This is a genomic window from Streptomyces alboflavus (genome assembly GCF_000716675.1).
Lineage (GTDB): Bacteria > Actinomycetota > Actinomycetes > Streptomycetales > Streptomycetaceae > Streptomyces > Streptomyces alboflavus.
Genome location: NZ_JNXT01000005.1, coordinates 66,622 through 90,543 on the forward strand (window position 1 = coordinate 66,622; position 23,922 = coordinate 90,543).

Annotated in this window: 19 protein-coding genes; 16 read left to right on the forward strand and 3 right to left on the reverse strand. The window is 73.2% G+C overall.

Annotation, left to right across the window (positions count from 1 at the left end):
* Window positions 1-2: 2 nt before the first annotated feature.
* The 3 genes from OO63_RS45295 (at window position 3) to OO63_RS06190 (ending at window position 2,957) form a co-directional block, all read left to right on the forward strand.
* Entirely contained in the window at window positions 3-185 is a 183-nt protein-coding gene (locus tag OO63_RS45295; RefSeq protein WP_157853951.1) for a hypothetical protein, read from the forward strand.
* 77 nt (window positions 186-262) lie between these two features.
* Window positions 263-1,621, forward strand: coding sequence for a nitrate/nitrite transporter (locus OO63_RS06185; protein ID WP_106983335.1), 1,359 nt, complete (start codon window positions 263-265; stop codon window positions 1,619-1,621).
* A 196-nt stretch (window positions 1,622-1,817) separates the two neighbouring features.
* Window positions 1,818-2,957: a uroporphyrinogen-III synthase gene (locus OO63_RS06190; protein ID WP_030358397.1), complete on the forward strand. Its 1,140-nt coding sequence runs from the start codon at window positions 1,818-1,820 to the stop codon at window positions 2,955-2,957.
* Here the strand turns inward: OO63_RS06190 and OO63_RS06195 are convergent.
* Window positions 2,909-3,412, reverse strand: a complete 504-nt coding sequence (locus OO63_RS06195) for an anthrone oxygenase family protein (RefSeq protein ID WP_106983343.1) — start codon at window positions 3,410-3,412, stop codon at window positions 2,909-2,911. The genes OO63_RS06190 and OO63_RS06195 overlap by 49 nt on opposite strands.
* A gap of 257 nt (window positions 3,413-3,669) precedes the next feature.
* On the opposite strand from OO63_RS06195, the gene OO63_RS06200 reads away from it, so the two are divergent.
* The 6 genes from OO63_RS06200 (at window position 3,670) to OO63_RS06225 (ending at window position 10,977) form a co-directional block, all read left to right on the forward strand.
* Window positions 3,670-4,296: a CGNR zinc finger domain-containing protein gene (locus tag OO63_RS06200; RefSeq protein ID WP_051810598.1), complete on the forward strand. Its 627-nt coding sequence runs from the start codon at window positions 3,670-3,672 to the stop codon at window positions 4,294-4,296.
* Window positions 4,297-4,502: 206 nt separating this feature from the next.
* Window positions 4,503-5,120: a sigma-70 family RNA polymerase sigma factor gene (locus tag OO63_RS06205; protein WP_078618966.1), complete on the forward strand. Its 618-nt coding sequence runs from the start codon at window positions 4,503-4,505 to the stop codon at window positions 5,118-5,120.
* Window positions 5,117-5,989, forward strand: a complete 873-nt coding sequence (locus tag OO63_RS06210) for an anti-sigma factor family protein (RefSeq protein ID WP_030358393.1) — start codon at window positions 5,117-5,119, stop codon at window positions 5,987-5,989. The genes OO63_RS06205 and OO63_RS06210 overlap by 4 nt, the downstream gene beginning before the upstream one ends.
* Before the next feature lie 111 nt (window positions 5,990-6,100).
* Window positions 6,101-8,461, forward strand: coding sequence for a HelD family protein (locus OO63_RS06215; protein WP_030358392.1), 2,361 nt, complete (start codon window positions 6,101-6,103; stop codon window positions 8,459-8,461).
* Between the two features lie 398 nt (window positions 8,462-8,859).
* Window positions 8,860-10,290: an NAD-dependent malic enzyme gene (locus tag OO63_RS06220; protein WP_030358391.1), complete on the forward strand. Its 1,431-nt coding sequence runs from the start codon at window positions 8,860-8,862 to the stop codon at window positions 10,288-10,290.
* Window positions 10,291-10,695: 405 nt separating this feature from the next.
* Entirely contained in the window at window positions 10,696-10,977 is a 282-nt protein-coding gene (locus tag OO63_RS06225; protein ID WP_016645140.1) for an HU family DNA-binding protein, read from the forward strand.
* A gap of 159 nt (window positions 10,978-11,136) precedes the next feature.
* Here the strand turns inward: OO63_RS06225 and murA are convergent, their stop codons facing one another.
* Window positions 11,137-12,486 carry a UDP-N-acetylglucosamine 1-carboxyvinyltransferase gene (murA, locus tag OO63_RS06230; protein ID WP_030358390.1) on the reverse strand — a complete coding sequence of 450 codons (1,350 nt, stop codon included), beginning with the start codon at window positions 12,484-12,486 and terminating at the stop codon, window positions 11,137-11,139.
* Between the two features lie 254 nt (window positions 12,487-12,740).
* On the opposite strand from murA, the gene OO63_RS06235 reads away from it, so the two are divergent.
* The gene (locus OO63_RS06235) at window positions 12,741-13,301 is read left to right on the forward strand and encodes a YqgE/AlgH family protein (protein ID WP_030358389.1); all 561 of its coding nucleotides are present in this window, start codon (window positions 12,741-12,743) and stop codon (window positions 13,299-13,301) included.
* Window positions 13,302-13,526: 225 nt separating this feature from the next.
* Here OO63_RS06235 and OO63_RS06240 read toward each other — a convergent pair whose 3' ends face one another.
* Entirely contained in the window at window positions 13,527-14,435 is a 909-nt protein-coding gene (locus OO63_RS06240) for a LysR family transcriptional regulator (RefSeq protein WP_033263867.1), read from the reverse strand.
* A gap of 126 nt (window positions 14,436-14,561) precedes the next feature.
* On the opposite strand from OO63_RS06240, the gene OO63_RS06245 reads away from it, so the two are divergent.
* The 6 genes from OO63_RS06245 (at window position 14,562) to OO63_RS06270 (ending at window position 23,777) form a co-directional block, all read left to right on the forward strand.
* Complete coding sequence (locus OO63_RS06245) at window positions 14,562-15,779, forward strand: MFS transporter (RefSeq protein WP_033263868.1); 1,218 nt, start codon at window positions 14,562-14,564, stop codon at window positions 15,777-15,779.
* Window positions 15,766-16,062 carry a DUF3039 domain-containing protein gene (locus OO63_RS06250; RefSeq protein WP_033263869.1) on the forward strand — a complete coding sequence of 99 codons (297 nt, stop codon included), beginning with the start codon at window positions 15,766-15,768 and terminating at the stop codon, window positions 16,060-16,062. Before OO63_RS06245 ends, OO63_RS06250 begins: the two co-directional genes overlap by 14 nt.
* 273 nt (window positions 16,063-16,335) lie before the next feature.
* Window positions 16,336-17,961: a beta-N-acetylhexosaminidase gene (locus tag OO63_RS06255; protein WP_030358385.1), complete on the forward strand. Its 1,626-nt coding sequence runs from the start codon at window positions 16,336-16,338 to the stop codon at window positions 17,959-17,961.
* A 298-nt stretch (window positions 17,962-18,259) separates the two neighbouring features.
* Window positions 18,260-19,162, forward strand: a complete 903-nt coding sequence (locus tag OO63_RS06260; protein WP_030358384.1) for an FAD binding domain-containing protein — start codon at window positions 18,260-18,262, stop codon at window positions 19,160-19,162.
* Entirely contained in the window at window positions 19,159-21,489 is a 2,331-nt protein-coding gene (locus tag OO63_RS46645; RefSeq protein WP_030358383.1) for a 2Fe-2S iron-sulfur cluster-binding protein, read from the forward strand. The genes OO63_RS06260 and OO63_RS46645 overlap by 4 nt, the downstream gene beginning before the upstream one ends.
* Window positions 21,486-23,777 (forward strand): xanthine dehydrogenase family protein molybdopterin-binding subunit, encoded by a 2,292-nt coding sequence (locus tag OO63_RS06270; RefSeq protein WP_030358382.1) that lies wholly within the window; start codon window positions 21,486-21,488, stop codon window positions 23,775-23,777. The genes OO63_RS46645 and OO63_RS06270 overlap by 4 nt, the downstream gene beginning before the upstream one ends.
* Window positions 23,778-23,922 lie beyond the last annotated feature (145 nt).

The window sequence follows — 23,922 nt, forward strand, 5'->3', positions numbered from 1 at the left end:
CCTTGGGGCAAGCCCTGCCCCAGGCCAAGGCCAAGGAGCAAGCCCTGCCCCAGGCCCAGGGGCAGCCCCTGCCCCAGGCCCAGCCCCAGGAGCAGGCCAAGGCCCATGGCCAGTGCCTCACCGCCCCACCCCACCCCACCGTGAGCCCGAAGTTCCCCACCGGTCACCCACCGGCACAGGGCTGAAACGCGCCATCCCTACCTTCGGGATCATCAGCCGCTTGCCGGGGAGGCGTGGGATGAGCACCGACAGTACAAAAGGGATGAAGGGGCGCAGGTCGTCGTGGATCGCGCGGTGGGATCCTGAGGACGGGGAGTTCTGGGAGCGGGAAGGGGCCCGTGTCGCCCGGCGCAATCTCGTCTTCTCGATCCTGTCCGAGCACATCGGGTTCTCCGTCTGGACCCTGTGGTCGGTCATGGTGCTCTTCATGGGGCCGGAGTACGGGATCGACCCGGCCGGGAAGTTCTTCCTGGTGTCGATGGCGACCCTGGTGGGAGCCGTCGTCCGGGTCCCGTACACCTTCGCCGTGGCCCGCTTCGGCGGGCGCAACTGGACGATCGTCGCGGCCTCGATGCTGCTGCTGCCCACCGTCGCGGCCTTCGTCGTCATGGAGCCGGGCACCTCGTACGCGACGTTCATGGTGTGCGCGCTGCTCACCGGCGTCGGCGGCGGCAACTTCGCCTCCTCCATGACCAACATCAACTCCTTCTTCCCGCTGCGGAAGAAGGGCTGGGCGCTCGGCCTGAACGCCGGGGGCGGCAACATCGGCGTTCCCGTCATGCAGCTCGTGGCCCTCGCCGTCATCGGCGCCAGTGGCGGGCCCCGCGTGCTCCTCGGGATCTACATCCCGCTGGTCGTCGTCTCCGCCGTCTGCGCCGCGCTCTTCATGGACAACATCGCGGCCGTGAAGAACGACACCGGGGCGGCCCGCGAGGCCCTGCGCGACCCGCACACCTGGATCATGTCGCTGCTGTACGTGGGGACGTTCGGGTCGTTCATCGGGTACAGCTTCGCCTTCGGGCTCGTACTCCAGACGCAGTTCGGGCGCACGCCCCTGGAGGCCGCCCAGATCACCTTCCTCGGGCCGCTGCTGGGCTCGCTGATCCGGCCCGTCGGCGGGCGGCTCGCCGACCGGTACGGCGGGGCCCGCATCACGCTGTGGAACTTCGTCGGGATGGCGGCGGCGACCGGGGTCGTCGTGCTCGCGTCCGTGCGGGAGTCGCTCGCCCTGTTCACGGGCGCGTTCGTGGTGCTCTTCGTGCTCAGCGGGCTCGGCAACGGGTCGACGTACAAGATGATCCCCGGGATCTTCCACGCCAAGGCGGTCCGCGCGGGGCTCACGGGGGAGGAGGCCGCGCGTTACGGACGGCGGCTCTCCGGGGCGTCCATGGGGCTCATCGGGGCCGTCGGCGCGCTCGGCGGCCTCGGCATCAACCTCGCCTTCCGGCAGTCCTTCCAGACGGCGGGCACGGGCACGGGCGCCTTCGTGGCCTTCCTCGTCTGTTACGCGGCCTGCTTCGCCGTCACCTGGGCCGTATACCTTCGCCGCCCGGCCGCACCGGCCGCCGCGTCCGCGCCGACGGCGGGGAGCGAGCCGCAGCGCGTGTACGCCGAGGTGTGAGACGTACACCCGATCCGGACGAGTCGCAGGTCACGTACGCCGAGGAGCGACGTAACACGGCGGACATCCGCGTGATCCGCGACCGTCACCCGGCGTTGGCAGGCTCGGGGATCCGGACAGACGACAGTGCAGGCTCGGGGATCCGGACAGACGACAGCGGACGACAGCGGACGACAGCGGAGGAGGGACGCGCGCCATGGACGACAAGCAGCGGCACGGGCCCCTCTCCGGGTTCACCGTCGGCGTCACCGCCGCCCGCCGCGCCGACGAACTGGGGGCCCTGCTCCAGCGGCGCGGCGCCACCGTCCTGCACGCCCCCGCCCTGCGCATCGTGCCGCTCGCGGACGACAGTGAACTCCTGACGGCGACCAAGGAGTTGATCGCCGAGGCCCCCGACGTGGTGGTCGCCACCACCGCCATCGGCTTCCGCGGCTGGGTCGAGGCCGCCGATGGGTGGGGGCACGGGGAGGCGCTGCTCGACCGGCTGCGGGGCGTCGAACTGCTCGCCCGGGGCCCCAAGGTGAAGGGGGCCGTGCGGGCCGCGGGGCTCACCGAGGACTGGTCGCCGACGTCGGAGTCCATGGCGGAGGTGCTCGACCGGCTCCTCGGGGAGGGCGTCGACGGTCGCCGCATCGCCCTGCAACTGCACGGGGAGCCGCTGCCCGGCTTCGTGGAGGCCCTGCGCGCGGGCGGCGCCGACGTCGTCCTCGTCCCCGTCTACCGCTGGCTGCCGCCCGCCGACCTCACCCCGGTCGACCGGCTCCTCGACGCCGCCGTCAGCCGCGGCCTCGACGCGCTGACCTTCACGTCGGCGCCCGCCGCCGCCTCGCTGTTCGCGCGGGCCGAGGAGCGCGGGATGGCGGCCGAGCTGACCGCCGCGCTCCGCCACGACGTGCTGCCCGCCTGCGTCGGCCCGGTCACCGCGCTGCCGCTGCAGGCCCGGGGCCTGGACACCGTGCAGCCCGAACGCTTCCGGCTCGGCCCCCTCGTCCAGCTGCTCTGCCAGGAACTGCCCGGGCGGGCCAGGTCGCTGCCGATCGCCGGGCACCTGGTGGAGATCCGGGGGCACGCGGTGCTCGTCGACGGGGAGCTGCGGGCCGTGCCGCCCGCCGGGATGGCGCTGCTCCGGGCCCTGGTGCGGCGGCCCGGGTGGGTCGTGGCGCGCGCCGAACTCCTGCGGGCGCTGCCGGGCGCGGGCCGCGACGAGCACGCCGTGGAGACGGCGATGGCCCGGCTTCGGACGGCACTCGGCGCGCCGAAGCTCATCCAGACCGTCGTCAAGCGCGGCTACCGGCTCGCGCTCGACCCGGCGGCCGGGTCCAAGTACGCCGACTGAGCCGCGCCCGCCCCGCGCCCCCGGCCGAACACCACGAGCGCCCGCACCAGGAGCCCCAGGGCCAGGGTGCTCAGGAGCGCCCGCACCACGTTCCACGCCACCCACGTGTCCTCGAAGTCCGCGCGCACCGCGGCCGGATCGGCGATCTTCGCGGGGTCGCCCGCGTCCGCGAGCTCGTCGTTCAGGGGCACGTTCACCGTGACCGTGAGCACGAACGTGAGGAAGTACGCGAGCAGCGCCGCGAGCACCCACCAGCGGGCCGGGTCGCGCCGCAGCATCCAGGCCGCGACCGCCGTGATCAGCAGCGCGCCCATGAAGCTCGCGAAGAACACCGCGTTCTCGAACGCCGCGTTGATGTCCTGCATGACCTCGATGTACGCGCGGTCCGAGCTGCGCGCGAGGCCCGGCATCACACCGCACGCGAAGATGTAGAAGGTCCCGGCGATCAGGCCCATGGCCACGGTCGCCGCGCCCAGGACGAGACCGGTGCCGCGGCGCCCGCCCGCCGCCGTCGTGTTGCGTGCTGTCGCCACATTTTCGTTCATGTCCCGAGTCAAGCGGGCGGCGCGGACCCGGACCATCGTTGAGAAGCGCGGCCGCATACGCGTGCGTCTGCACCACCCCCGGTGGCAGGGGTTCCGGTGGCGCCCGTGGGCGGGCACTGTAGGGGGTACGGCACTCACCGGCACACCCCAAGGGCGGTGAAAGGCGCATGGTGTTGGGTGCGACCCCCAAGTCTGCCAACTCAGGGTCCCCTGCTGCGTACCACTCCGCGTTCCACGAACTCCGCTTCGACGCCGGCCGGCCCTGCCTCGACCTCGTCGCCACCGCGCACCCGGTGGAGCGCATCGGCGACGTCCGGCGGCTGCGGGCCTGGCTGGCCGGGGCGGGCCTGGTCCCGCAGGGCACGCCGCTGCCCGGGGCCGACGTGACCTGGCTCGCGGCCTTCCGGGAGCTGCGCGGCCAGATCGCCCAGCTGGTCCGCGCCGAGCTGGCCGGACGCCCCGCCGACGCCGCCCTGGCCCGCGTCAACGCCCTCGCCGCCGCGGCCCCGCCCGCCCCCCGCGCCGTCCGGCACCCCGACGGCACCCTGACCCGGGCCCTGCACGGCACCCCCGGCCGCACGGCCCTGCTCGCCGCCGTCGCCAGGGACGCCGTCGAGCTGCTCACCGACCCGGTGGCCCGGTCGCTCCTGCGCCAGTGCGCGGGCGACAACTGCGCCATCGTCTACCTGGACACCTCGCGCGGACGGCGCCGCCGCTGGTGCTCGAGCGAGGTGTGCGGCAACCGGGAGCGGGTGGCGAGGCACCGGCGGCGCGCGGCACTGGCCCGGGCCTGACCGCTACGGCGCCCTCCGGCCCGTGGGGAGCCTGCCCCGGCCTGACCCGTGGAGAGCCCGCCCGGCCGGGAACTTTCCCGCCCACACCGGGACATCCCGCACCCCCGCCCGGAATTCCGCGCCCCCCGTTGAACGGACCCCGGCCCCGGTCCGTACGTCCAGGGTGACCAGCCGACAGGGCCGACCACGCGGAGAGCACGGCCGACATGGGCAGCCGAGACGAACAGCGGACAGCGGAGGCAGACGTGCGCAAGGATTCCGCCGTGGCCGATGAACGCCCGCACCGACGACATCGACTGACGCCGACTTCCCGGCCGGGGCCGGACGAGGAACTCATGCGCGCGCTCTACCGTGAGCACGCGGGACCACTTCTCGCCTATGTGCTCCGTCTTGTGGCGGGAGACCGGCAGCGCGCCGAAGATGTCGTACAGGAAACGCTCATCCGTGCCTGGAAGAACGCCGGTCAGCTCAACCGAGCTACCGGTTCGGTACGCCCCTGGCTGGTGACGGTCGCGCGCCGCATCGTCATCGACGGCCACCGCAGCCGGCAGGCCCGGCCGCAGGAGGTCGACCCGTCGCCGCTGGAGGTCATCCCCGCGGAGGACGAGATCGATAAGGCGCTGTGGCTGATGACGCTGTCGGACGCCCTTGAGGACCTGACTCCCGCGCACCGGGAGGTACTTGTCGAGACCTACTTCAAAGGGCGTACGGTCAATGAGGCGGCCGAGACGCTGGGCATACCCAGTGGGACAGTGCGCTCGCGGGTCTTCTACGCGTTGCGCTCGATGAAGCTTGCGCTCGAGGAGCGGGGGGTGACGGCATGAGCACGCCGTACGACGCATACGGCTTCGACGGCGGCGGCTCCGGCTCCGGCCCCGGCGACGTGCACGAGACCGTCGGCGCCTACGCGCTCGGGATCCTCGACGACGCCGAGGCCACCGCGTTCGAGGCGCACCTCGCGGGCTGCGACTTCTGCGCGCACCAGCTGGAGGAGTTCTCCGGCATGGCGCCGATGCTCGCGGCCCTCGCGGACTTCCCCGGCGCCGACGTCGGCGGCGCGGCGGCGGCCCCGGCGCCCGCGGCCCACGGCCCGCTGCGGGGTGTCCCGCAGATCGGCGAACAGCTCGCCGCCCGGCCGAGTCCGCGGCTCGCGGACCGCCTGGTGGACGAGGTCGCGGTCAAGCGCGCCCAGCGGCGCAGGCGCGGCATGTACCTGGTCGCGGCGGCGGCCGCGCTGATCATCGGCGGCCCGCTCGCGGTCTTCGCGGTCAGCGACGACGACGGCGGCGGCACGAAGGAGGTGGCGGGCGCCGACCCGCACCCCACCTCGCCCGCCGAGGACGCCTTCTTCCACCACATGGACGACAAGATCGCCGCCACCGACCCCAGGACCAAGGTCACCGCGACGGTCGGCACCGAGAAGAAGGCCTGGGGCACGCACACGGTCCTGGAGCTGAAGAACGTCAAGGGCCCGCTGAAGTGCTCGCTGATCGCGGTCGGTAAGGACGGCAAGAAGGAGACCGTGACGACCTGGTCGGTGCCCAAGTGGGGCTACGGCATCAAGGACAGCACGAACAAATGGGCCCGCTCCCCGCTGTACGTGCACGGCGGCGCCGCGTTCGACCGTGACGACATCGACCACTTCGAGGTGCGCACGTTCGACGGCGAGCGGCTGGTCGAGGTGGACGTCTGACCGATGCCGTGACGGCGGCGCACGGCCCGACGACTGCACAACCGGGGTCCCTTTCGCGTACGGTGGACGGCTGCTCAATACGGGCAGCAGCACGTCAGGAAAGGGGCCCCGGTGGCCGACGTACGCGAGCGCGAGATCAGCGTCGAACAGGAACACCTCGACCAGGTCTACCGCCGCCTCGAAGAGAAGATCCACGAGGCCGAGTTCCTGATGAACGACGCGGCCAAGCGGTCCCAGGTGGGCACGCCGGGAGCGCTGGCCGAGCGGGACGCGCAGGTCTTCCGCGCGGGTGTCCATCTCAACCGGCTGAACAACGAGTTCGAGGACTTCCTCTTCGGCCGTATCGACCTGTTGCTCGGCAAGGACGGCAAGAAGGGCCCGGACGGCGCGTACACCGCCGTGGAACCGGCTGAGGGCGCCGTGCGCACCGAGGAGTCCGGTACGTTCGCCGACATCGCCGAGACCCTCCACATCGGCCGCATCGGCGTCCTGGACGCGGACTACTCGCCGCTGGTCATCGACTGGCGCGCGCCCGCCGCCGCGCCGTTCTACCGCTCGACCCCCGTCGACCCGGGCCGGGTGGTGCGCCGCCGCGTCATCCGCTCCAAGGGCCGCAAGGTCCTCGGCGTCGAGGACGACCTGATGCGCCCGGAGCTGACGGCGTTCCTGAACGGCGAGGAGCTGCCCGTCATCGGCGACGGCGCCCTCATGGCCGCGCTCGGGCAGGCCCGCAGCCACTCCATGCGGGACATCGTGGCGTCCATCCAGGCCGAGCAGGACCTGGTGATCCGGGCGCCCGCCGCGTCGGTGACGTACGTGGAGGGCGGCCCCGGCACCGGCAAGACGGCCGTCGCCCTGCACCGCGCCGCGTACCTGCTCTACCAGGACCGCCGCCGCTACGCGGGCGGCATCCTCATCGTCTCCCCGACCCCCCTCCTCGTCGCCTACACCGAGGGTGTCCTGCCCTCCCTCGGCGAAGAGGGCCAGGTCGCCATCCGCGCGGTCGGCTCCCTCGTCGACGGCACCGAGGCCACGGTCTACGACAGCCCGGCAGTGGCTCGTGTCAAGGGCTCGTCGAGGATGCTGAAGGTCCTGAGACGGGCGGCGCGGGGCGCCCTCGAATCCCCGCCCGCCGCCGCGGACCCGCACCCGCCGAAGGCGAGCGACCACCAACTCGCCTTCGGCGAGGACGAGGCCGAAGCCGCAGGCACGGCGAACCGGGGCACCCCCACCCGCCTCAGAGTGGTCGCCTTCGGCCGCCGCCTGGAGCTGGAGGCCGACCAGCTGAACCGAATCCGCCAGACGGCCCTGAGCGGCACCGCCCCCGTCAACCTCCTCCGCCCCCGAGCGAGGAAACTCCTCCTGGACGCCCTCTGGGCCCAGTCCGGCGCGGCCGGAAGACACGACGACCCCGAACTCGCCGCCGAACTCCGCTCGTCCTTCGACGACGACATCACCTCCGAGGACGACTTCATCGCGTTCCTGGAAGCCTGGTGGCCCGAACTCACCCCGCGCGCCGTCCTGACGGCGATGAGCGACGAACGCGCCCTGAACCGCTGGGCCCGCCGCGTCCTGAACCCCGGCGAGGTCCGCAAGGTGGCCCGCTCCCTGCGACGCGACGCCCTGTCCGTGCACGACGTGGCGCTCCTCGACGAGTTGCAGGCGATCCTCGGCACCCCGCAGCGGCCCCGCAAGAGGAAGGACCTGGACCCGCTCGACCTGCTCACCGGCCTGGACGAGCTGATGCCGCAGCGCGAGGAGTCCCAGCGCGAGCGCGCCGAACGCCTCGCGGCGGAACGCGTCGAGTACGCCCACGTCATCGTCGACGAGGCCCAGGACCTCACCCCCATGCAGTGGCGCATGGTGGGCCGCAGGGGCCGGCACGCCACGTGGACGGTCGTGGGCGACCCGGCGCAGTCCTCCTGGTCCGACCCGGACGAGGCGGCGGCGGCCCGCGACGAGGCCCTGGGCACCCGCCCGCGCCGCCGCTTCACGCTCACCGTCAACTACCGCAACCCGGCCGAGATCGCCGACCTCGCCGCGAAGGTCCTCGCCCTCGCCATGCCCGGCTCGACGGCCCCGGCAGCGGTCCGCTCCACCGGCATCGAGCCTCGCTTCGCGGTCGTGCGGGACAAGGACCTCGGCGCCTCTGTGCGCGAGGAGGCGGGGCGCCTGCTCGACCGGGTCGAGGGCACGGTCGGCGTCGTGGTGGCCATGAGCCGCCGCGAGCAGGCCGCCCGCTGGCTCGCGGGGCTCGGCGAGAGGGTGGTGGCGCTCGGCAGCCTGGAGGCCAAGGGACTGGAGTACGACGCGACGCTGGTCGTGTCGCCCGCCGAGATCGCCGACGAGTCCCCGGCGGGCCTGCGCGTCCTGTACGTGGCGCTGACCCGCGCCACGCAGCAGCTCACGGTCCTTTCGGGGGAGCGCGACGAGCCGGACGGGGAGGGCGTGCCGGACCTGTTGCGGGAGTGAGCGTCACGGCGGCGCGCCGTGGGCCGACAGGGTTTGTGCGGGACGGGAATTGCCTTACGGGGATCGTTTGTTACCGTTGATGTGGCACCGGCTCGATCCAAGCCCCCGGGCCCAACCTTCGTCGCTACGAGCGACCACTTGCCGCGAGGCGAGCATGGCGGGTCGGTGTCATGAACGTACGAGAGGTCCACGTCATCCGTGACGTGGACCTCTCCTCGTTTCTCCGGCACCCCTTCCCGCGACCCGTTGCTTCTCGTATGGTGGAAGTCGTTTTCCGAAATCACGGCACCGGGTCCGTGAACAAAACGTCCGCAATCCGGGGCGGCTACCACGTACTCAGGGGTAGGTGCGACGATCGGACGGCAACAGCTACAAGGTGAAAGCAGAGGAAGTCCGCCATGGCAACGGCGCCCAGCGTCTCCTACTCGATGACGGTCAGGCTGGAGGTGCCCGCGAGCGGAACCGCGGTCTCCCAGCTCACCACGGCCGTGGAGTCCTCCGGCGGCTCGGTCACCGGCCTCGACGTCACGGCGTCCGGCCACGAGAAGCTCCGTATCGACGTCACCATCGCCGCGACCTCCACCGCGCACGCCGACGAGATCGTCGAGGAACTGCGCGGCATCGAGGGCGTCACCCTCGGCAAGGTCTCCGACCGTACGTTCCTGATGCACCTCGGCGGCAAGATCGAGATGCAGTCGAAGCACCCCATCCGCAACCGCGACGACCTGTCCATGGTCTACACCCCGGGCGTCGCCCGCGTGTGCATGGCGATCGCCGAGAACCCCGAGGACGCGCGCCGCCTCACCATCAAGCGCAACTCCGTTGCGGTCGTGACGGACGGCTCCGCGGTGCTCGGCCTCGGCAACATCGGCCCGAAGGCCGCGCTGCCCGTGATGGAGGGCAAGGCGGCCCTCTTCAAGCGCTTCGCGGGCATCGACGCCTGGCCGCTGTGCCTGGACACCCAGGACACCGACGCGATCGTCGAGATCGTCAAGGCCATCGCCCCCGGCTTCGCGGGCATCAACCTGGAGGACATCTCCGCGCCGCGCTGCTTCGAGATCGAGGCCCGGCTGCGCGAGGCCCTCGACATCCCCGTCTTCCACGACGACCAGCACGGCACCGCGATCGTCGTGCTCGCCGCCCTGACCAACGCCCTGCGCGTGGTGGGCAAGGGCATCGGCGACGTGCGCGTGGTCATGTCCGGCGCCGGCGCCGCCGGTACGGCCATCCTCAAGCTGCTGCTCGCCGCGGGCGTCAAGCACGCCGTCGTCGCCGACATCCACGGCGTCGTGCACGCGGGCCGCGAGGACCTGGTGGCCGCCGCGGCCGACTCGCCGCTGCGCTGGATCGCCGACAACACCAACCCCGAGGGCGTCACCGGCACCCTCAAGGAGGCCGTCGTCGGCGCCGATGTGTTCATCGGCGTATCGGCCCCGAACGTGCTCGGCGGCGACGACGTGGCAGCCATGGCGGACGACGCGATCGTGTTCGCGCTCGCGAATCCGGACCCCGAGGTCGACCCCGCAATCGCCCGCCAGACGGCGGCAGTTGTGGCCACAGGACGGTCCGACTTCCCCAACCAGATCAACAACGTCCTGGTGTTCCCCGGCGTCTTCCGCGGCCTGCTCGACGCCCAGTCGCGCACGGTCAACACGGAGATGATGCTGGCCGCGGCCGCCGCCCTGGCCGACGTGGTCACCGAGGACGAGCTGAACCCGAACTACATCATCCCGAGCGTCTTCAACGACAAGGTCGCGGGCGCGGTCGCCGGAGCGGTGCGCAGCGCCGCCAAGGCCGCCGGGGTGGCTGTGACGGGTACCACGGCCTGACAGCACGGCGCGTCGCGGAACGCGGCGCCGACAACGGCCCTCTAGGGTGGCGGGACGCGGGCCGCAGGGCCCGCGCGGCCCGACCACCCCCTTCAGGGGCCCTGCGCCGGCCCACGCCGGTCCGTCAGGGCATGCGGTCCGGCACCGGGAGCGGGAAGCGGACGGAGCGTCACCATTTCGAGGCAACCGCCGAGAAACGGCGCTTTTCGTGTGACTCCCACGGGTGCCGGATTGGCTTTCCCGCCGCAGGTGGGGGCAGGATGCGTCTCTGGGCGCGAGGGTCTGACGTCGGACCCGGGTCCGGGGCCCGCCTGAGGACCCTGGCAGCATCGGCTTCGCTGTGCCCGATATGCGGCTCCGCCGCGAGGCACGCCTCAACAGCAAGAAGAACACGGGAGTACAAACATGAACCGCAGTGAGCTGGTGGCCGCGCTGGCCGACCGCGCCGAGGTGACCCGCAAGGACGCCGACGCCGTGCTGGCCGCGTTCGCCGAGACCGTCGGCGAGATCGTTGCCAAGGGCGACGAGAAGGTCACCATCCCCGGCTTCCTGACCTTCGAGCGCACCCACCGTGCCGCTCGCACCGCCCGCAACCCGCAGACCGGCGAGCCGATCAACATCCCGGCCGGCTACAGCGTCAAGGTTTCGGCGGGCTCCAAGCTCAAGGAAGCGGCCAAGGGGAAGTAACCCCTAGGCAGCACGAAGGGGCGGCCACCCGGTTCGGGTGGCCGCCCCTTTCGCTGTTCTGCCGCGCTGTGCCGTCGTGTGGCTGCGGCTTCGTTGTGGCTGGTCGCGCCCACGCGGCGGAGCCGCACATCTACACAGCCCCGCGCCCCTTTGGGGCGCTTAGGCGAGCGCAGCCTTTCCGGGGAGTTCGACCTTCGCGCCCAGTTCCACGAGCTTGTCCATGAAGTTCTCGTAGCCGCGGTTGATCAGGTCGATGCCGTGGACGCGGGACGTGCCCTGGGCCGCGAGGGCGGCGATCAGGTACGAGAAGCCGCCGCGCAGGTCCGGGATGACCAGGTCGGCGCCCTGGAGCTTGGTGGGGCCGCTCACGACCGCGGAGTGCAGGAAGTTGCGCTGGCCGAAGCGGCAGTCGGAGCCGCCCAGGCACTCGCGGTAGAGCTGGATGTGGGCGCCCATCTGGTTCAGCGCGGAGGTGAAGCCGAGGCGGGACTCATAGACCGTCTCGTGGACGATGGACAGGCCCGTGGCCTGCGTCAGGGCGACGACCAGGGGCTGCTGCCAGTCGGTCTGGAAACCGGGGTGGACGTCCGTCTCCAGGGCGATGGACTTCAGCTGGCCGCCCGGGTGCCAGAAGCGGATGCCCTCGTCGTCGATCTCGAAGGCACCGCCCACCTTCCGGTAGGTGTTCAGGAACGTCATCATCGAGCGCTGCTGGGCGCCGCGGATGTAGATGTTGCCTTCGGTCGCCAGCGCCGCGGACGCCCACGAGGCGGCCTCCAGGCGGTCCGGCAGGGCGGCGTGGTTGTAGCCGCCGAGCTTGTCGACACCGGTGATCCGGATCGTCCGGTCGGTGTCCATGGCGATGATCGCGCCCATTTTCTGCAGGACGCAGATCAGGTCCTCGATCTCCGGCTCCACCGCGGCGTTCGAGAGCTCGGTCACACCCTCGGCGAGCACGGCGGTGAGCAGGACCTGCTCGGTGGCGCCCACCGACGGGTACGGCAGCTTGATCTTGGTGCCGCGCAGCCGCTGCGGGGCCTCCAGGTACTGGCCGCCCTCGCGCTTCTCGATGGTCGCGCCGAACTGCCGGAGCACCTCGAAGTGGAAGTCGATCGGCCGGCCGCCGATGTCGCAGCCGCCGAGGCCCGGGATGAAGGCGTGCCCGAGGCGGTGCAGGAGCGGCCCGCAGAACAGGATCGGAATGCGGGACGAGCCCGCGTGCGCGTCGATGTCGGAGACGTTCGCGCTTTCCACGTGCGAGGGGTCGAGCAGCAGCTCGCCCGGCTCCTCACCGGGGCGGACCGTCACACCGTGCAGTTGCAGCAGGCCGCGTACGACGCGTACGTCGCGGATGTCCGGGACATTGCGCAGTCGGCTCGGTGCGCTTCCGAGCAGGGCGGCGACCATGGCCTTGGGCACGAGGTTCTTCGCGCCGCGGACGCGGATCTCACCCTCCAGCGGGGTTCCGCCATGGACAAGCAGTACGTCTTGGGTGCCGGTGACGGTCATGAATCTCGCGTTCCGATGAGGTGGACGGGGGGATCAAAGGGCCAAGCGTAATGGCCGCGTACCCCCCTTAAGTAAGCCCGAGGGGGCCGCAGACACGTCATGACTCCGCAACAACACGAACCGTGCGGAACCGGACGCTCACGGTCACGGGGGCGATCGGCCGTCCCACCGGGCCCGGCAGCCGCTGAGCTGCGTTCCCGTCCGTCGGCCGATTGGCTCCCCGCGGGGGCCCGGGATGCGGGATCATGTCTGGCATGACCGAGGTGTCCTCGCTCACAGGGCGGCTGCTCGTGGCCACGCCGGCCCTGTCGGACCCCAATTTCGACCGCGCGGTGGTGCTGCTCCTCGACCACGACGAGGAGGGCTCCCTCGGCGTCGTCCTCAACCGCCCGACGCCCGTGGACGTGGCGGACATCCTCGACGGCTGGGGCGACCTCGCGGGCACCCCCGGCGTCGTCTTCCAGGGCGGCCCGGTCTCCCTCGACTCGGCCCTCGGCGTCGCCGTCATCCCCGGCGAGGACGGGCCTCTCGGCTGGCGCCGCGTGCACGGGGCGATCGGCCTCGTCGACCTGGAGGCGCCGCCGGAACTCCTCGCCTCCGCCCTCGGCAGCCTGCGCATCTTCGCCGGTTACGCCGGGTGGGGGCCCGGTCAGCTCGAGGACGAGCTCGTCGAGGGCGCCTGGTACGTCGTCGAGTCCGAGCCGGGTGACGTGTCGTCGCCTGATCCGGAGCGGCTCTGGCGTGCGGTGCTGCGGCGTCAGCGCAGTGAGCTGGCCATGGTGGCGACGTATCCGGACGACCCGTCGCTGAACTGAGCCCGGCTGGGAGCTCCCCAACCCCGCCCCTTCCCGAAACTGGGGCTGCCGCCCCAGACCCCGCTGATCGGCGCTCCGCGCCTCGTCCTCAAACGCCGGACGGGCTAGAAATTTCCCCGGGGCGGGCTGGAACCGTGCCGCACCGGCGAGATATCCAGCCCCTCCGGCGACATATGTAGCCCCTCCGGCGTTTGAGGAGCGGGGGTCTGGGGGCGGAGCCCCCAGTTACGGGAAGGGGTGGGATTGGGGAGCCCCCGGCAAGGCCCCCACCCCCACCCCCACATACCGCTCAGCCAACGGATGCGGATCCCGCCCCGGCACGGCCAGGTGGACGGCGACCGGCGGGGCGTTCTTGAGGCGTACGTAGCGCAGGCCCGGATGCGAATGCCGCCGGGCGACCGGCTCGGGGGCGACCCCGACCCCGTGCCCCGCCACGACCGCCTCCAACCACTCGTCGAAGTTGTCCGCGGTACAGGCGAGCCGGGGCCGCCGCCCGGCGGGCCACAGATCGGGCCGGGTGGTCCCGGTGACGGTGTTCACGACCAGCGGCACAGCCGCCAGCTCGGCCCAGTCGACGACCCGCCGGTGGGCGAGGTCGGCCGAGCCACGGGCCACGACGGCGACGCGCGGCTCGTGCAGGAGCACCCGGCTGCGGACGGCCGCGCCGGGCGGGATGTCACCGCGTACGACCGCGACGTCGCAGGCCCCCGACGCGAGCCCCGCCAGCGGCTCGTCCCGCCGCACCAGCCGCACGGCCGCGCCGGTCGCGGCCTTGAACGCGGTGGTGAGCTGGACGCAGGCCTCCGGGAGGAGGGAGGTGAAGCCGAGCCGCAGGACCGGGGGCTCGCCGCGGGCGGCGCCGAGGGTCGCGTCGAGGCGGGAGAGGAGCGGCCCCAGTTCGTCGCGCAGGCGGCGCCCCGCGTCGGTGAGGTCGACGCTGCGGGTCGTCCGGTCCAGGAGTCGCGCGCCGAGGGCCTCCTCCAGGGCGCGCACCGTGCGCGTCAGTGCGGGCTGGCCGATCCGCAGGACGGCGGCGGCGTGCGTGAAGCTCAGCTCGTCGGCGACGGCGACGAAGGCGCGCAAGTGGCGCAGCTCGACCCCGTCGGGGGCGGTCCCGGAGTCCGTTGCATTCATGCCTCCGGAGCATAAACGCACCTCCGTAGGCATTTCCCCGGCGAACCGGAGACTGCCTACGTTTCTGGCGTTGCTTCTCGGCGGCACGCACCCGTGCCGCGGCACGGACGAAGGGAGTGGGGTGCGGTGCGCCGGATCTGGCTGCTGATGCTGGGGGCCTTCACCTTGGGGCTCGACGCCTATGTGATGGCGGGGCTGCTGCCCGTGGTCGCGGACGACCTGGGGACGACCGTGTCCCTCGCCGGACAGATGGTCACGGTCTTCACACTCGCGTACGCGGTGAGCGCGCCGCTCGTCACGGGCCTCCTGGCGGGCGTGCGCCCGCGCGTGCTGATCGTCGCCGCGCTCGCCGTCTTCACCCTCGGCAACGCCGCGACCGCCCTCGCGCCGGGCCTCGGCGTGCTGCTCGTCTCGCGCGTCGTGGCCGGGGCGGGCGCCGGGGTCTACTCGGCCCTCTCCACGGCCGCCGCCGCGTCCCTCGCCGGTCCCGAGCGGCGCGGCCGTGCCCTCGCCCTGATCATGGGCGGCATGAGCTCGGGCACGGTCCTCGGCGTGCCGCTCGGGGTGCTGCTCGCCGACCACACCTCGTGGCGCTCGACCATGTGGCTGGTCACCGGGCTCGGCGCGGTGGCGCTGGTGGGGCTCGCCGTCGGCCTTCCTCAGGTGCCGTCCGCGCCGCCGGTGCCGGTGCGGGCGCGGCTCGGGGCGCTCGCCGACCGGGCCGTCCTGCCGGTCGTCGGCGTCTCCTTCCTGGGCGCGGTGTCGAGCCTCGGCCTCTACACGTACCTCGCGCCCGTCCTGGACGCCGCAGGCGGTGTCGGCGAGGGCGACGTGGCGCCGTACCTCTGGGCGTGGGGGATCGGCGGGGTGCTCGGCAGTGTGCTCGCGGGGCCGCTCGTGGACCGGTGGGGGAGGCAGTACGCGCTGGTCGCGGGCCTGATGGCGGCCCTGGTGGTGGCCGAGCTCGCGCTGCCGGTGCTCGGGGCGGCGGCCTTCCCGGCCCTGGTGCTCTGGGGCGCGGTCGGCTGGGCCCTGCAAGTGCCCCAGCAGCACCGTCTTTTGGCGCTGTCCGCCGAGCGCGGCACGGTGGCGCTCGCCCTGAACAACTCCGCGCTCTACCTCGGCAGCGCCGTCGGCTCCGGCGCCGCGGGGCTCGCCCTGTCGGCCGGCCTGGGCGCGGACGCGCTGCCGTGGGTGGCGGCCGGGGTGGCCGCCCTTGGGCTCGTGCTGCACCTTCTGGCGGCGCGTGCGCGGCGCACGGGGCCGCAGCCGCAGGGCTCGGACGGCAGCCGCTGCCAGGACGCGCCCGGCGTGAGTACCCTTGGCACCTATGAGCACTCTTGAGCCCGAGCCCGAGCGCGGGGCAGGTACGGGGACCCTCGTAGAGCCGACGCCACAGGTGTCGCACGGTGACGGCGACCACGAGCGCTACGCGCACTACGTCCAGAAGGACAAGATCATGGCGAGCGCGCTCGACGGTACGCCCGTCGTGGCGCTGTGCGGCAAGGTGTGGGTCCCCGGCCGCGACCCGAAGAAGTATCCCGTCTGTCCCATGTGCAAGGAGATCTACGAGTCCATGGGGGCGGGCGGAGACAAGGACAAGGGCGGCAAGGACGGCAAGAAGTAGCTGGCGGGGGCGCCCTTGGTGGCGTTCGTCTGGGGCTTCGCCCCTTTCCCCCTCATTGGCGCTTCGCGCCTCGTCCTCAAGCGCCGGACGGGCTGATACGTCGGCGCGCGCCTCGTCCTCTAGCGCCGGACGGGCTGGCACGTCAGCTCGCGCGCCTCGTCCTCAAGCGCCGGAGGGGCTAGATATAGCCCCTCCGGCGTTTGTCGTCTGTGTCGTGTTGCATGTGCCGCAACGGGCCTTTTGTCGTCTGCAATCGCATGGCAGCCTCACCGCATGACCTTTGAGCAACTGATCCCGGCGCCCGCACGCGTCGAGGGCCCCAGTGGCGGCAGCTTCAGGTTCGACGCGTCGACCACGCTCTGGGCGGCACCCGGTGCGGAGTCCGTCGAACGCTGGCTGCGGACCTCACTCGGCGGTGCGTTCCGGCTCCCGTTCGCGCCCGGCACGGAGGGCGCGCCGGGCGGTGTCTCGCTGCGCCTGGACGACAGCCTCGAACCGGAGGCGTACCGACTGACCATCACCGGCGACGGCGTCGAGATCCGCGGCGGCACGGCCGCCGGGGTCTTCTGGGGCGCGCAGACGCTGCGTCAACTCCTCGGCCCCGAGGCCTTCCGCAGGGCTCCCGTCAACCCCGAAGCGGAGCGCACCGTTCCCGCGGGCGTCATCGAGGACGCCCCGCGGTTCGGCTGGCGCGGCATGATGCTGGACGTGGCCCGGCACTTCATGCCGAAGGAAGGCGTGCTGCGGTATCTGGACCTGCTCGCCGCGCACAAGCTGAACGTCTTCCACTTCCATCTGACGGACGACCAGGGCTGGCGCGTCGAGATCAAGCGGTATCCGAAGCTCACCGAGGTCGCGTCCTGGCGGTCGCGCACCAAGTGGGGGCACCGGGCGTCGGAGTTGTGGGACGAGAAGCCGCACGGCGGGTTCTACACGCAGGACGACATCCGCGAGATCGTCGCGTACGCCGACTCCTTGCACATCACCGTCGTGCCGGAGATCGACGTACCGGGTCACTCGCAGGCGGCCATCGCCGCCTACCCGGAGCTGGGCAACACCGACGTCATCGACACGGCCGCCCTCGGGGTGTGGGACTCGTGGGGCGTCACGCCCAACGTGCTCGCGCCCTCCGACACCACCCTGCGGTTCTACGAGGGCGTGTTCGAGGAAGTGCTCGACATGTTCCCGTCGACCTTCATCCACGTCGGCGGCGACGAGTGCCCCAAGGAGCAGTGGAAGGACTCGGCGGCCGTCCAGGAGCGCATCGAGCAGCTCGGGCTCAGCAACGAGGACGAGTTGCAGAGCTGGTTCATCCGGCACTTCGACAAGTGGCTGTCCGTGCGCGGGCGTCGGCTCATCGGCTGGGACGAGATCCTGGAGGGCGGGCTCGCGGAGGGCGCGGCGGTGTCGTCCTGGCGCGGCTACGGCGGCGGCATCGCGGCGGCCCAGGCGGGCCACGACGTGGTGATGTGCCCCGAGCAGCACGTCTATCTGGACCACCGGCAGCACGGCGGCCCCGACGAGCCGGTGCCGATCGGGTTCGTGCGCACCCTGGAGGACGTCTACCGCTTCGAGCCGGTGCCGGGCGACCTGACCGCGGACGAGGCCAAGCACGTGCTCGGGACGCAGGCCAACGTGTGGACCGAGGTGATGGAGTACCACGGCCGCGTGGACTATCAGGTCTTCCCGAGGCTCGCGGCGCTCGCGGAGGTCGCCTGGCGCACGCTCCCCGCGCCCGCCGAGCGTGACTTCGCCGATTTCGAACGGCGAATGACCGCCCACTACGGCCGACTTGACGCCCTCGGTGTCGACTACCGCCCGCCGGGCGGCCCGTTGCCGTGGCAGAAGCGTCCCGGGGTGCTCGGACGCCCGATCGAGGGGGCGCCCCCAAACGTGTGAGGTGACGCCCCGAGCGCGTGCTCCCGGTGGTCCGCGGTGCGACCGTGGGCCACCAGGAGGAAGCCGTACAAGGATCACCGAAGGGTGGCAATTCCCGCTGACCGGTGAGGGAGTGCGAAAACGGCATATCCCCCAGGTCTGCGGACGAACGTCTCCTAGCGGACCCCCGCGCCGGGGCCCGGTGAAGATGTGCCAGAGTTGCCACGTCCGGGTTGTGAGCACGTACCGTACGGCGGAACAGGCGTAACGGTGAGAACGGCGCGCAAGCTGCCGGGCCATCGGGAAGGGGCAGCCGGTTTTGACCACGCACGCACCGCGGGCGGCGCAGGGGGCGCAGTCTGTGACGCTGCCTGTCACGCTCGACGAGGCCGTCGCGGCGCTCGCCGCCGTGCCCGCCGCCGTGCCCGTCGCGGGCGGCACGGACCTGATGTCGTCGGTCAACGCAGGCCAGCTCCGCCCCGCGGCCCTCGTCGGCCTCGGCCGCATCAGCGAGATCCGCGGCTGGCAGTACCAGGACGGGCACGCGCTCCTCGGCGCCGGACTGACGCACGCCCGCATGGGCCGCCCCGACTTCGCGGCGCTCATCCCGGCGCTCGCCGCCGCCGCGCGCGCCGCCGGACCGCCGCAGATCCGCAACGCGGGCACCCTCGGCGGCAACATCGCCTCGGCCGCGCCCGCCGGTGACTCGCTGCCCGTACTCGCCGCGCTGGAAGCCGTGTTGATCATCGCGGGCCCGGGCGGCACCCGCCGTGAGATCCCGGTGTCGCACCTGCTCGCGGGCATGGAGATGCTGGCGCCCGGCGAATTGATCGGATTTGTCCGGGTGCCGCTGCTGCACGCCCCGCAGGTCTTCCTGAAGGCGACCGGGCGCACCGGACCCGGCCGCGCGACCGCGTCGGTCGCCCTGGTGCTCGACCCGGCGCGCAGGGGCGTGCGATGCGCCGTCGGCGCCATCGCGCCCATGCCGCTCAGGCCCCTGGAGGCCGAGCAGTGGGTGGCCGGACTCATCGACTGGGACGGCGAGCGCGGTCTGGTGCCGGAGGCCCTGACGGCCTTCGGCGAGTACGTCGCCGCGGCGTGCATCCCCGACCACCCGCCCGCCGAGGACGGCACCGCGCAGCCGCTGCCGCCCGCCGTACTGCACTTGCGGCGCACGGTCGCCGCGCTGGCCCGACGAGCACTGGGGAGGGCGCTGTCGTGACCGACGGTCAGAGGAATGGCGCGGGCGGCTGGCAGCCGCACCCGCAGGGCGAGTACGACGCGGACGCCACCGCGTTCGTGCAGCTCCCCGAGGGCGCGGCCGACGCCGTGAGCACACCGCTCGCCGCCCCCGGACACGGCTACGTACCGCCGCAGATAACGGTCACGCCGACGGCCCCCGACGCCACCGACCCGGCCGCCACGGGCGCGTGGGTGCTGCCGCCCGAGGTGACCGGTGTCGCGCACACCGGCGGGGCGACGCAGGCCGTGAGCTGGCCCGACCCCGGCACGCAGCTGGGCACCCACCAGGAGCAGCAGTTCCCGGCCGAGCCGCAGGCCCCGGACGCGTACGACCCGCGCGCCACCGGCCAGTGGACGTTCCCGGACGCCGTCACGCCCCCGGAGCAGAACGGCGGCCAGGGCGGTGTCCAGAACGGTCACGCGCCCGCCGCGCACGACGTGACCGGGCAGTGGTCCATCCCCGTCGCCGACGGTGACCTGCCGGAGGAGTCCGGCGAGTACTCGGCGTCGTCGCTCGCGGCACAGTGGGGCGGAGCGCCGCCGCCCGCGACGCTGCCCGGCGGCGCGCCCGCGCCCTGGGCCACGTCGTGGCCGACGCAGGCCCCGGAGGCGCCCCAGGTCCCGCAGGCCCCTCAAGCCCCCGAGGCCCCGGAGCTTCCGCACGCCCCGCAGGCCCCGGAGGCGCCCCAGGCGTCCCCGTACCCGGCCGCGCAGGCGTTCGTGGAGCAGGCGCCCGTCGGGCCGCCCGCCCCGGCCCCGGAGTCCGCCCCCGTGCCGCCCGCGCGCGCCGCCGAGGAGACCCCCTTCGAGCGGACCGCGAAGCTGTTCGTCGTCAAGCAGCGCCCGGACGGGTCCCTCGCGCCCGCGGGGAGCCAGGGCGACGTGACGGACGCGCCGGACGCGCCGGGCGCACCAGATGTACCAGGCATGCCGGACGCGTCGGGCGAAACGGTCAACCCGGTCGATCCGGTCGCCCTGGAAGGCGACTTCGGCCCGCAGCCCGCAGCGTCCACGCACCTCGCACCCGCCGCCGACCCCCACTACGGGGCGGACCCCGCGTACGACGAGAACGCGTACGACGAGAGCGCGCCGTACGACGAGAACACGCCGTACGAAGAGAACACGCCGTACGACATGCCTCCCGTGCAGTCGGCCGACCTCGCGCAGTCCGTGGGCCTCGCCCCCGCTCCCGGCTTCCCGCACACCGTGGACACCGTGGACGCTGTGTACCCGGCGGACCCGGTGGACCCGGCGCACGCCACGGACCCCTCGTACGACCCCGACCCGGCCCTCGCGCCGCACCCGGCCCACCCGGCGGAGCCCGCCGCCGACCCCGCCCACCCGGCGGCCGTCGCACCGGCGGTCCCGCCCCACGAGGCCGACCCCGCGCACGTACCGGCTCCCGCGCAGGCGGCGGACCCGGCACCGGCGCCCGAACAGGCCCACGCGGCCGAGGCGATCCCCGCCGCGGACCCGGCCCCCGCCCCGGAGCCGGACCCCGCCCCCGATGCGGACCACACCCCGGACCCCGAGGAGCCCGCAGCCGCGGACGAGGCGCCGGAGGCGGACGACCCCGCCGAGGCGGACCAGGACCCCGAGGTGGAGCACGCGCCCGAGGCCGACCACGCCGCTGAGGCCGACGATGCCTCTGAGGCCGCCGAGGCCGACCTCGCCGCCGACTCGGCCCCCGTCGAGGCCGACGACCCGGTCGCCGACGCCCCGGCCCACGACGAACACCCCCTCGTCTCCTACGTCCTGCGCGTCAACGGCGCCGACCGGCCCGTCACCGACGCCTGGATCGGGGAGTCCCTGCTGTACGTGCTGCGGGAGCGGCTCGGGCTCGCCGGGGCCAAGGACGGCTGCTCGCAGGGCGAGTGCGGGGCGTGCAACGTGCAGGTGGACGGGCGGCTCGTGGCCTCCTGCCTGGTGCCCGCGGCCACCGCTGCGGGCAGCGAGGTGCGCACCGTCGAGGGCCTCGCCGCCGACGGACGCCCCTCCGACGTGCAGCGCGCGCTCGCCAACTGCGGGGCCGTGCAGTGCGGCTTCTGCGTGCCCGGCATGGCGATGACCCTGCACGACCTCCTCGAAGGCAACCCGGCCCCCAGCGACCTGGAGACGCGCCGCGCGCTCTGCGGCAACCTGTGCCGCTGCTCCGGCTACCGGGGCGTGCTCGACGCGGTCCGCGACGTCGTCGCCGAGCGCGAGGCGAAGGGCGCCGCGGCCGAGCAGCGGGACGACGCCGACACCGGCACACCCCGCGTACCGCACCAGTCGGGACCCTACGGCCAGGACGGAGCCCAGGCGTGAGCAACGAGACAACCGCCGCGCCGGGCGCCGAGCAACTGCCGCACGGCATCGGCTCGTCGCTGCCGTCGGCCGAGATCAGGGCCAAGACGGAGGGCACGTTCCCCTACGCCTCCGACCTGTGGGCCGAGGGGCTGCTGTGGGCGGCCGTCCTGCGCTCCCCGCACGCGCACGCGCGCATCGTGTCCATCGACGTCACGCACGCCGAGGACATGCCGGGCGTCCGCGCCGTCGTCACCCACGAGGACGTGCCGGGCACGCCGCAGCACGGCCGGAAGACCGCCGACCGGCCGCTGTTCGCGTCCGACGTGGTGCGCCACCACGGCGAGGCCATCGCCGCCGTCGCCGCCGACCACCCGGACACGGCCCGGATGGCCGCCGCCGCGATCATCGTCGAGTACGAGGTCCTCGACCCGGTCACCGACCCCGAGCAGGCCTTCGAGGCCGCGCCGCTGCACCCCGACGGCAACCTGATCCGGCACATCCCGCTGCGCCACGGCGACCCCGAGGCGGCCGGCGAGGTCGTCGTCGAGGGCCTGTACCGCATCGGGCGCCAGGACCCGGCGCCCATCGGCGCGGAGGCCGGGCTCGCGGTGCCGCGCCCGGACGGCGGCGTCGAGCTGTACATCGCCTCCACCGACCCGCACGGCGACCGCGACATGGCCGCCGCCTGCTACGGCCTCACCCCCGAGCAGGTCAAGGTCGTCGTCACCGGTGTGCCCGGGGCCAGCGCCGACCGCGAGGACGCCAGCTTCCAGCTGCCGCTCGGCCTGCTCGCCCTGCGCACCAGCCGCCCCGTGAAGCTCACCGCGACCCGCGAGGAGTCCTTCCTCGGCCACGCCCACCGCCACCCGACCCTCCTGCGCTACCGCCACCACGCGGACGCCGAGGGCCAGTTGGTGAAGGTGGAGGCGCAGATCCTGCTCGACGCGGGCGCCTACGCGGACACCTCCGCCGACGCCCTCGCCGCGGCCGTCTCCTTCGCCTGCGGCCCCTACGTCGTGCCCAACGCCTTCATCGAGGGCTGGGCCGTCCGCACCAACAACCCGCCGTCCGGCCACGTGCGCGGCGAGGGCGCCCTCCAGGTCTGCGCCGCCTACGAGGCGCAGATGGACAAGCTCGCCAAGAAGCTCGGCGTCGACCCGGCCGAGCTGCGGCTGCGCAACGCCCTCGCCACCGGCGACATCCTGCCCACGGGCCAGACGGTGACCTGCCCGGCCCCGGTCGCCGAACTCCTCGGCGCCGTCCGGGACTTCCCGCTCCCCGGGCTGCCCAAGGACACCCCGGAGGAGGACTGGCTGCTGCCCGGCGGACCCGAGGGCGCGGGCGAGCCCGCCGCCGTCCGGCGCGGCGTCGGCTACGGCCTCGGCATGGTCCAGCTCCTCGGCGCCGAGGGCACCGACGAGGTGTCCACGGCCACCGTGAAGGTCCACGACGGCATCGCCACGGTCATCTGCGCCGCCGTCGAGACCGGGCAGGGCTTCACCACCCTCGCCCGGCAGATCGTCCAGGAGACCCTGGGCATCGACGACGTCCGCGTCGCCCCCGTCGACACCGACCAGCCGCCCGCGGGCCCGAGCTGCCACGGCCGCCACACCTGGGTCTCCGGCGGCGCGGTCGAGCGCGCCGCGAAGATGGTCCGCACCCAGCTGCTCCAGCCCCTCGCCCACAAGTTCGGCATGTCGACCGAGCTGCTCCAGATCGCCGACGGCAAGATCACCTCGTACGACGGAGTCCTCTCCACCACCGTCGAGGAGGCCATGGACGGCAAGGAGCTGTGGGCCACCGCGCAGTGCCGCCCGCACCCCACCGAGCCGCTCGACGCCGACGGCCAGGGCGACGCCTTCGTCGGCATGGCCTTCTGCGCGATCCGCGCCGTCGTCGACGTCGACATCGAGATCGGTTCCGTACGGGTCGTGGAACTCGCCGTAGCCCAGGACGTCGGCCGCATCCTCAACCCCGCGCAACTCCGCGTCCGCATCGAGGCAGGCGTCACCCAGGGCGTCGGCGCGGCCCTCACCGAGAACCTCCGCACCCCCCGCGGCCTGGTCCGCCACCCCGACCTCACCGGCTACGCCCTCCCCACCGCCCTCGACGCCCCCGACATCCGCATCGTGAAGCTCGTCGAGGAGCGCGACGTCGTCGCCCCCTTCGGCGCGAAGGCCGCGAGCGCGGTGCCGGTGGTGACGTCCCCGGCGGCGGTCGCGGCGGCGGTACGAGCGGCGACGGGCCGCCCGGTGAACCGCCTGCCGATCAGGCCGCAGGCGGCGGTGGGGGCGGAGTTGGCGTGAGGGAGTTCCTGTAAGGGGCGCGCCCGCTCTTCCCGGCCCCGTCCGGGGTGTGGGTGTATTCAGCCCGTCCGGCGCGTGAGGGATTTCAGCCCGTCCGGCGTTCGAGTCTGAGGCGCGGAGGGGCTAATTCCAGCCTGTCCGGCAT

Bases quoted from the DNA above. Each gene is read 5' to 3' on its own strand.
- OO63_RS06185 (WP_106983335.1), top strand. From the start codon at position 263: ATGAAGGGGCGCAGGTCGTCGTGGATCGCGCGGTGGGATCCTGAGGAC.
- OO63_RS06190 (WP_030358397.1), top strand. From the start codon at position 1,818: ATGGACGACAAGCAGCGGCACGGGCCCCTCTCCGGGTTCACCGTCGGC.
- OO63_RS06195 (WP_106983343.1), bottom strand. From the start codon at position 3,412: ATGGGCCTGATCGCCGGGACCTTCTACATCTTCGCGTGCGGTGTGATG.
- OO63_RS06200 (WP_051810598.1), top strand. From the start codon at position 3,670: ATGGTGTTGGGTGCGACCCCCAAGTCTGCCAACTCAGGGTCCCCTGCT.
- OO63_RS06205 (WP_078618966.1), top strand. From the start codon at position 4,503: ATGGGCAGCCGAGACGAACAGCGGACAGCGGAGGCAGACGTGCGCAAG.
- OO63_RS06210 (WP_030358393.1), top strand. From the start codon at position 5,117: ATGAGCACGCCGTACGACGCATACGGCTTCGACGGCGGCGGCTCCGGC.
- OO63_RS06220 (WP_030358391.1), top strand. From the start codon at position 8,860: ATGGCAACGGCGCCCAGCGTCTCCTACTCGATGACGGTCAGGCTGGAG.
- OO63_RS06225 (WP_016645140.1), top strand. From the start codon at position 10,696: ATGAACCGCAGTGAGCTGGTGGCCGCGCTGGCCGACCGCGCCGAGGTG.
- murA (WP_030358390.1), bottom strand. From the start codon at position 12,486: ATGACCGTCACCGGCACCCAAGACGTACTGCTTGTCCATGGCGGAACC.
- OO63_RS06235 (WP_030358389.1), top strand. From the start codon at position 12,741: ATGACCGAGGTGTCCTCGCTCACAGGGCGGCTGCTCGTGGCCACGCCG.
- OO63_RS06240 (WP_033263867.1), bottom strand. From the start codon at position 14,435: ATGAATGCAACGGACTCCGGGACCGCCCCCGACGGGGTCGAGCTGCGC.
- OO63_RS06250 (WP_033263869.1), top strand. From the start codon at position 15,766: ATGAGCACTCTTGAGCCCGAGCCCGAGCGCGGGGCAGGTACGGGGACC.
- OO63_RS06255 (WP_030358385.1), top strand. From the start codon at position 16,336: ATGACCTTTGAGCAACTGATCCCGGCGCCCGCACGCGTCGAGGGCCCC.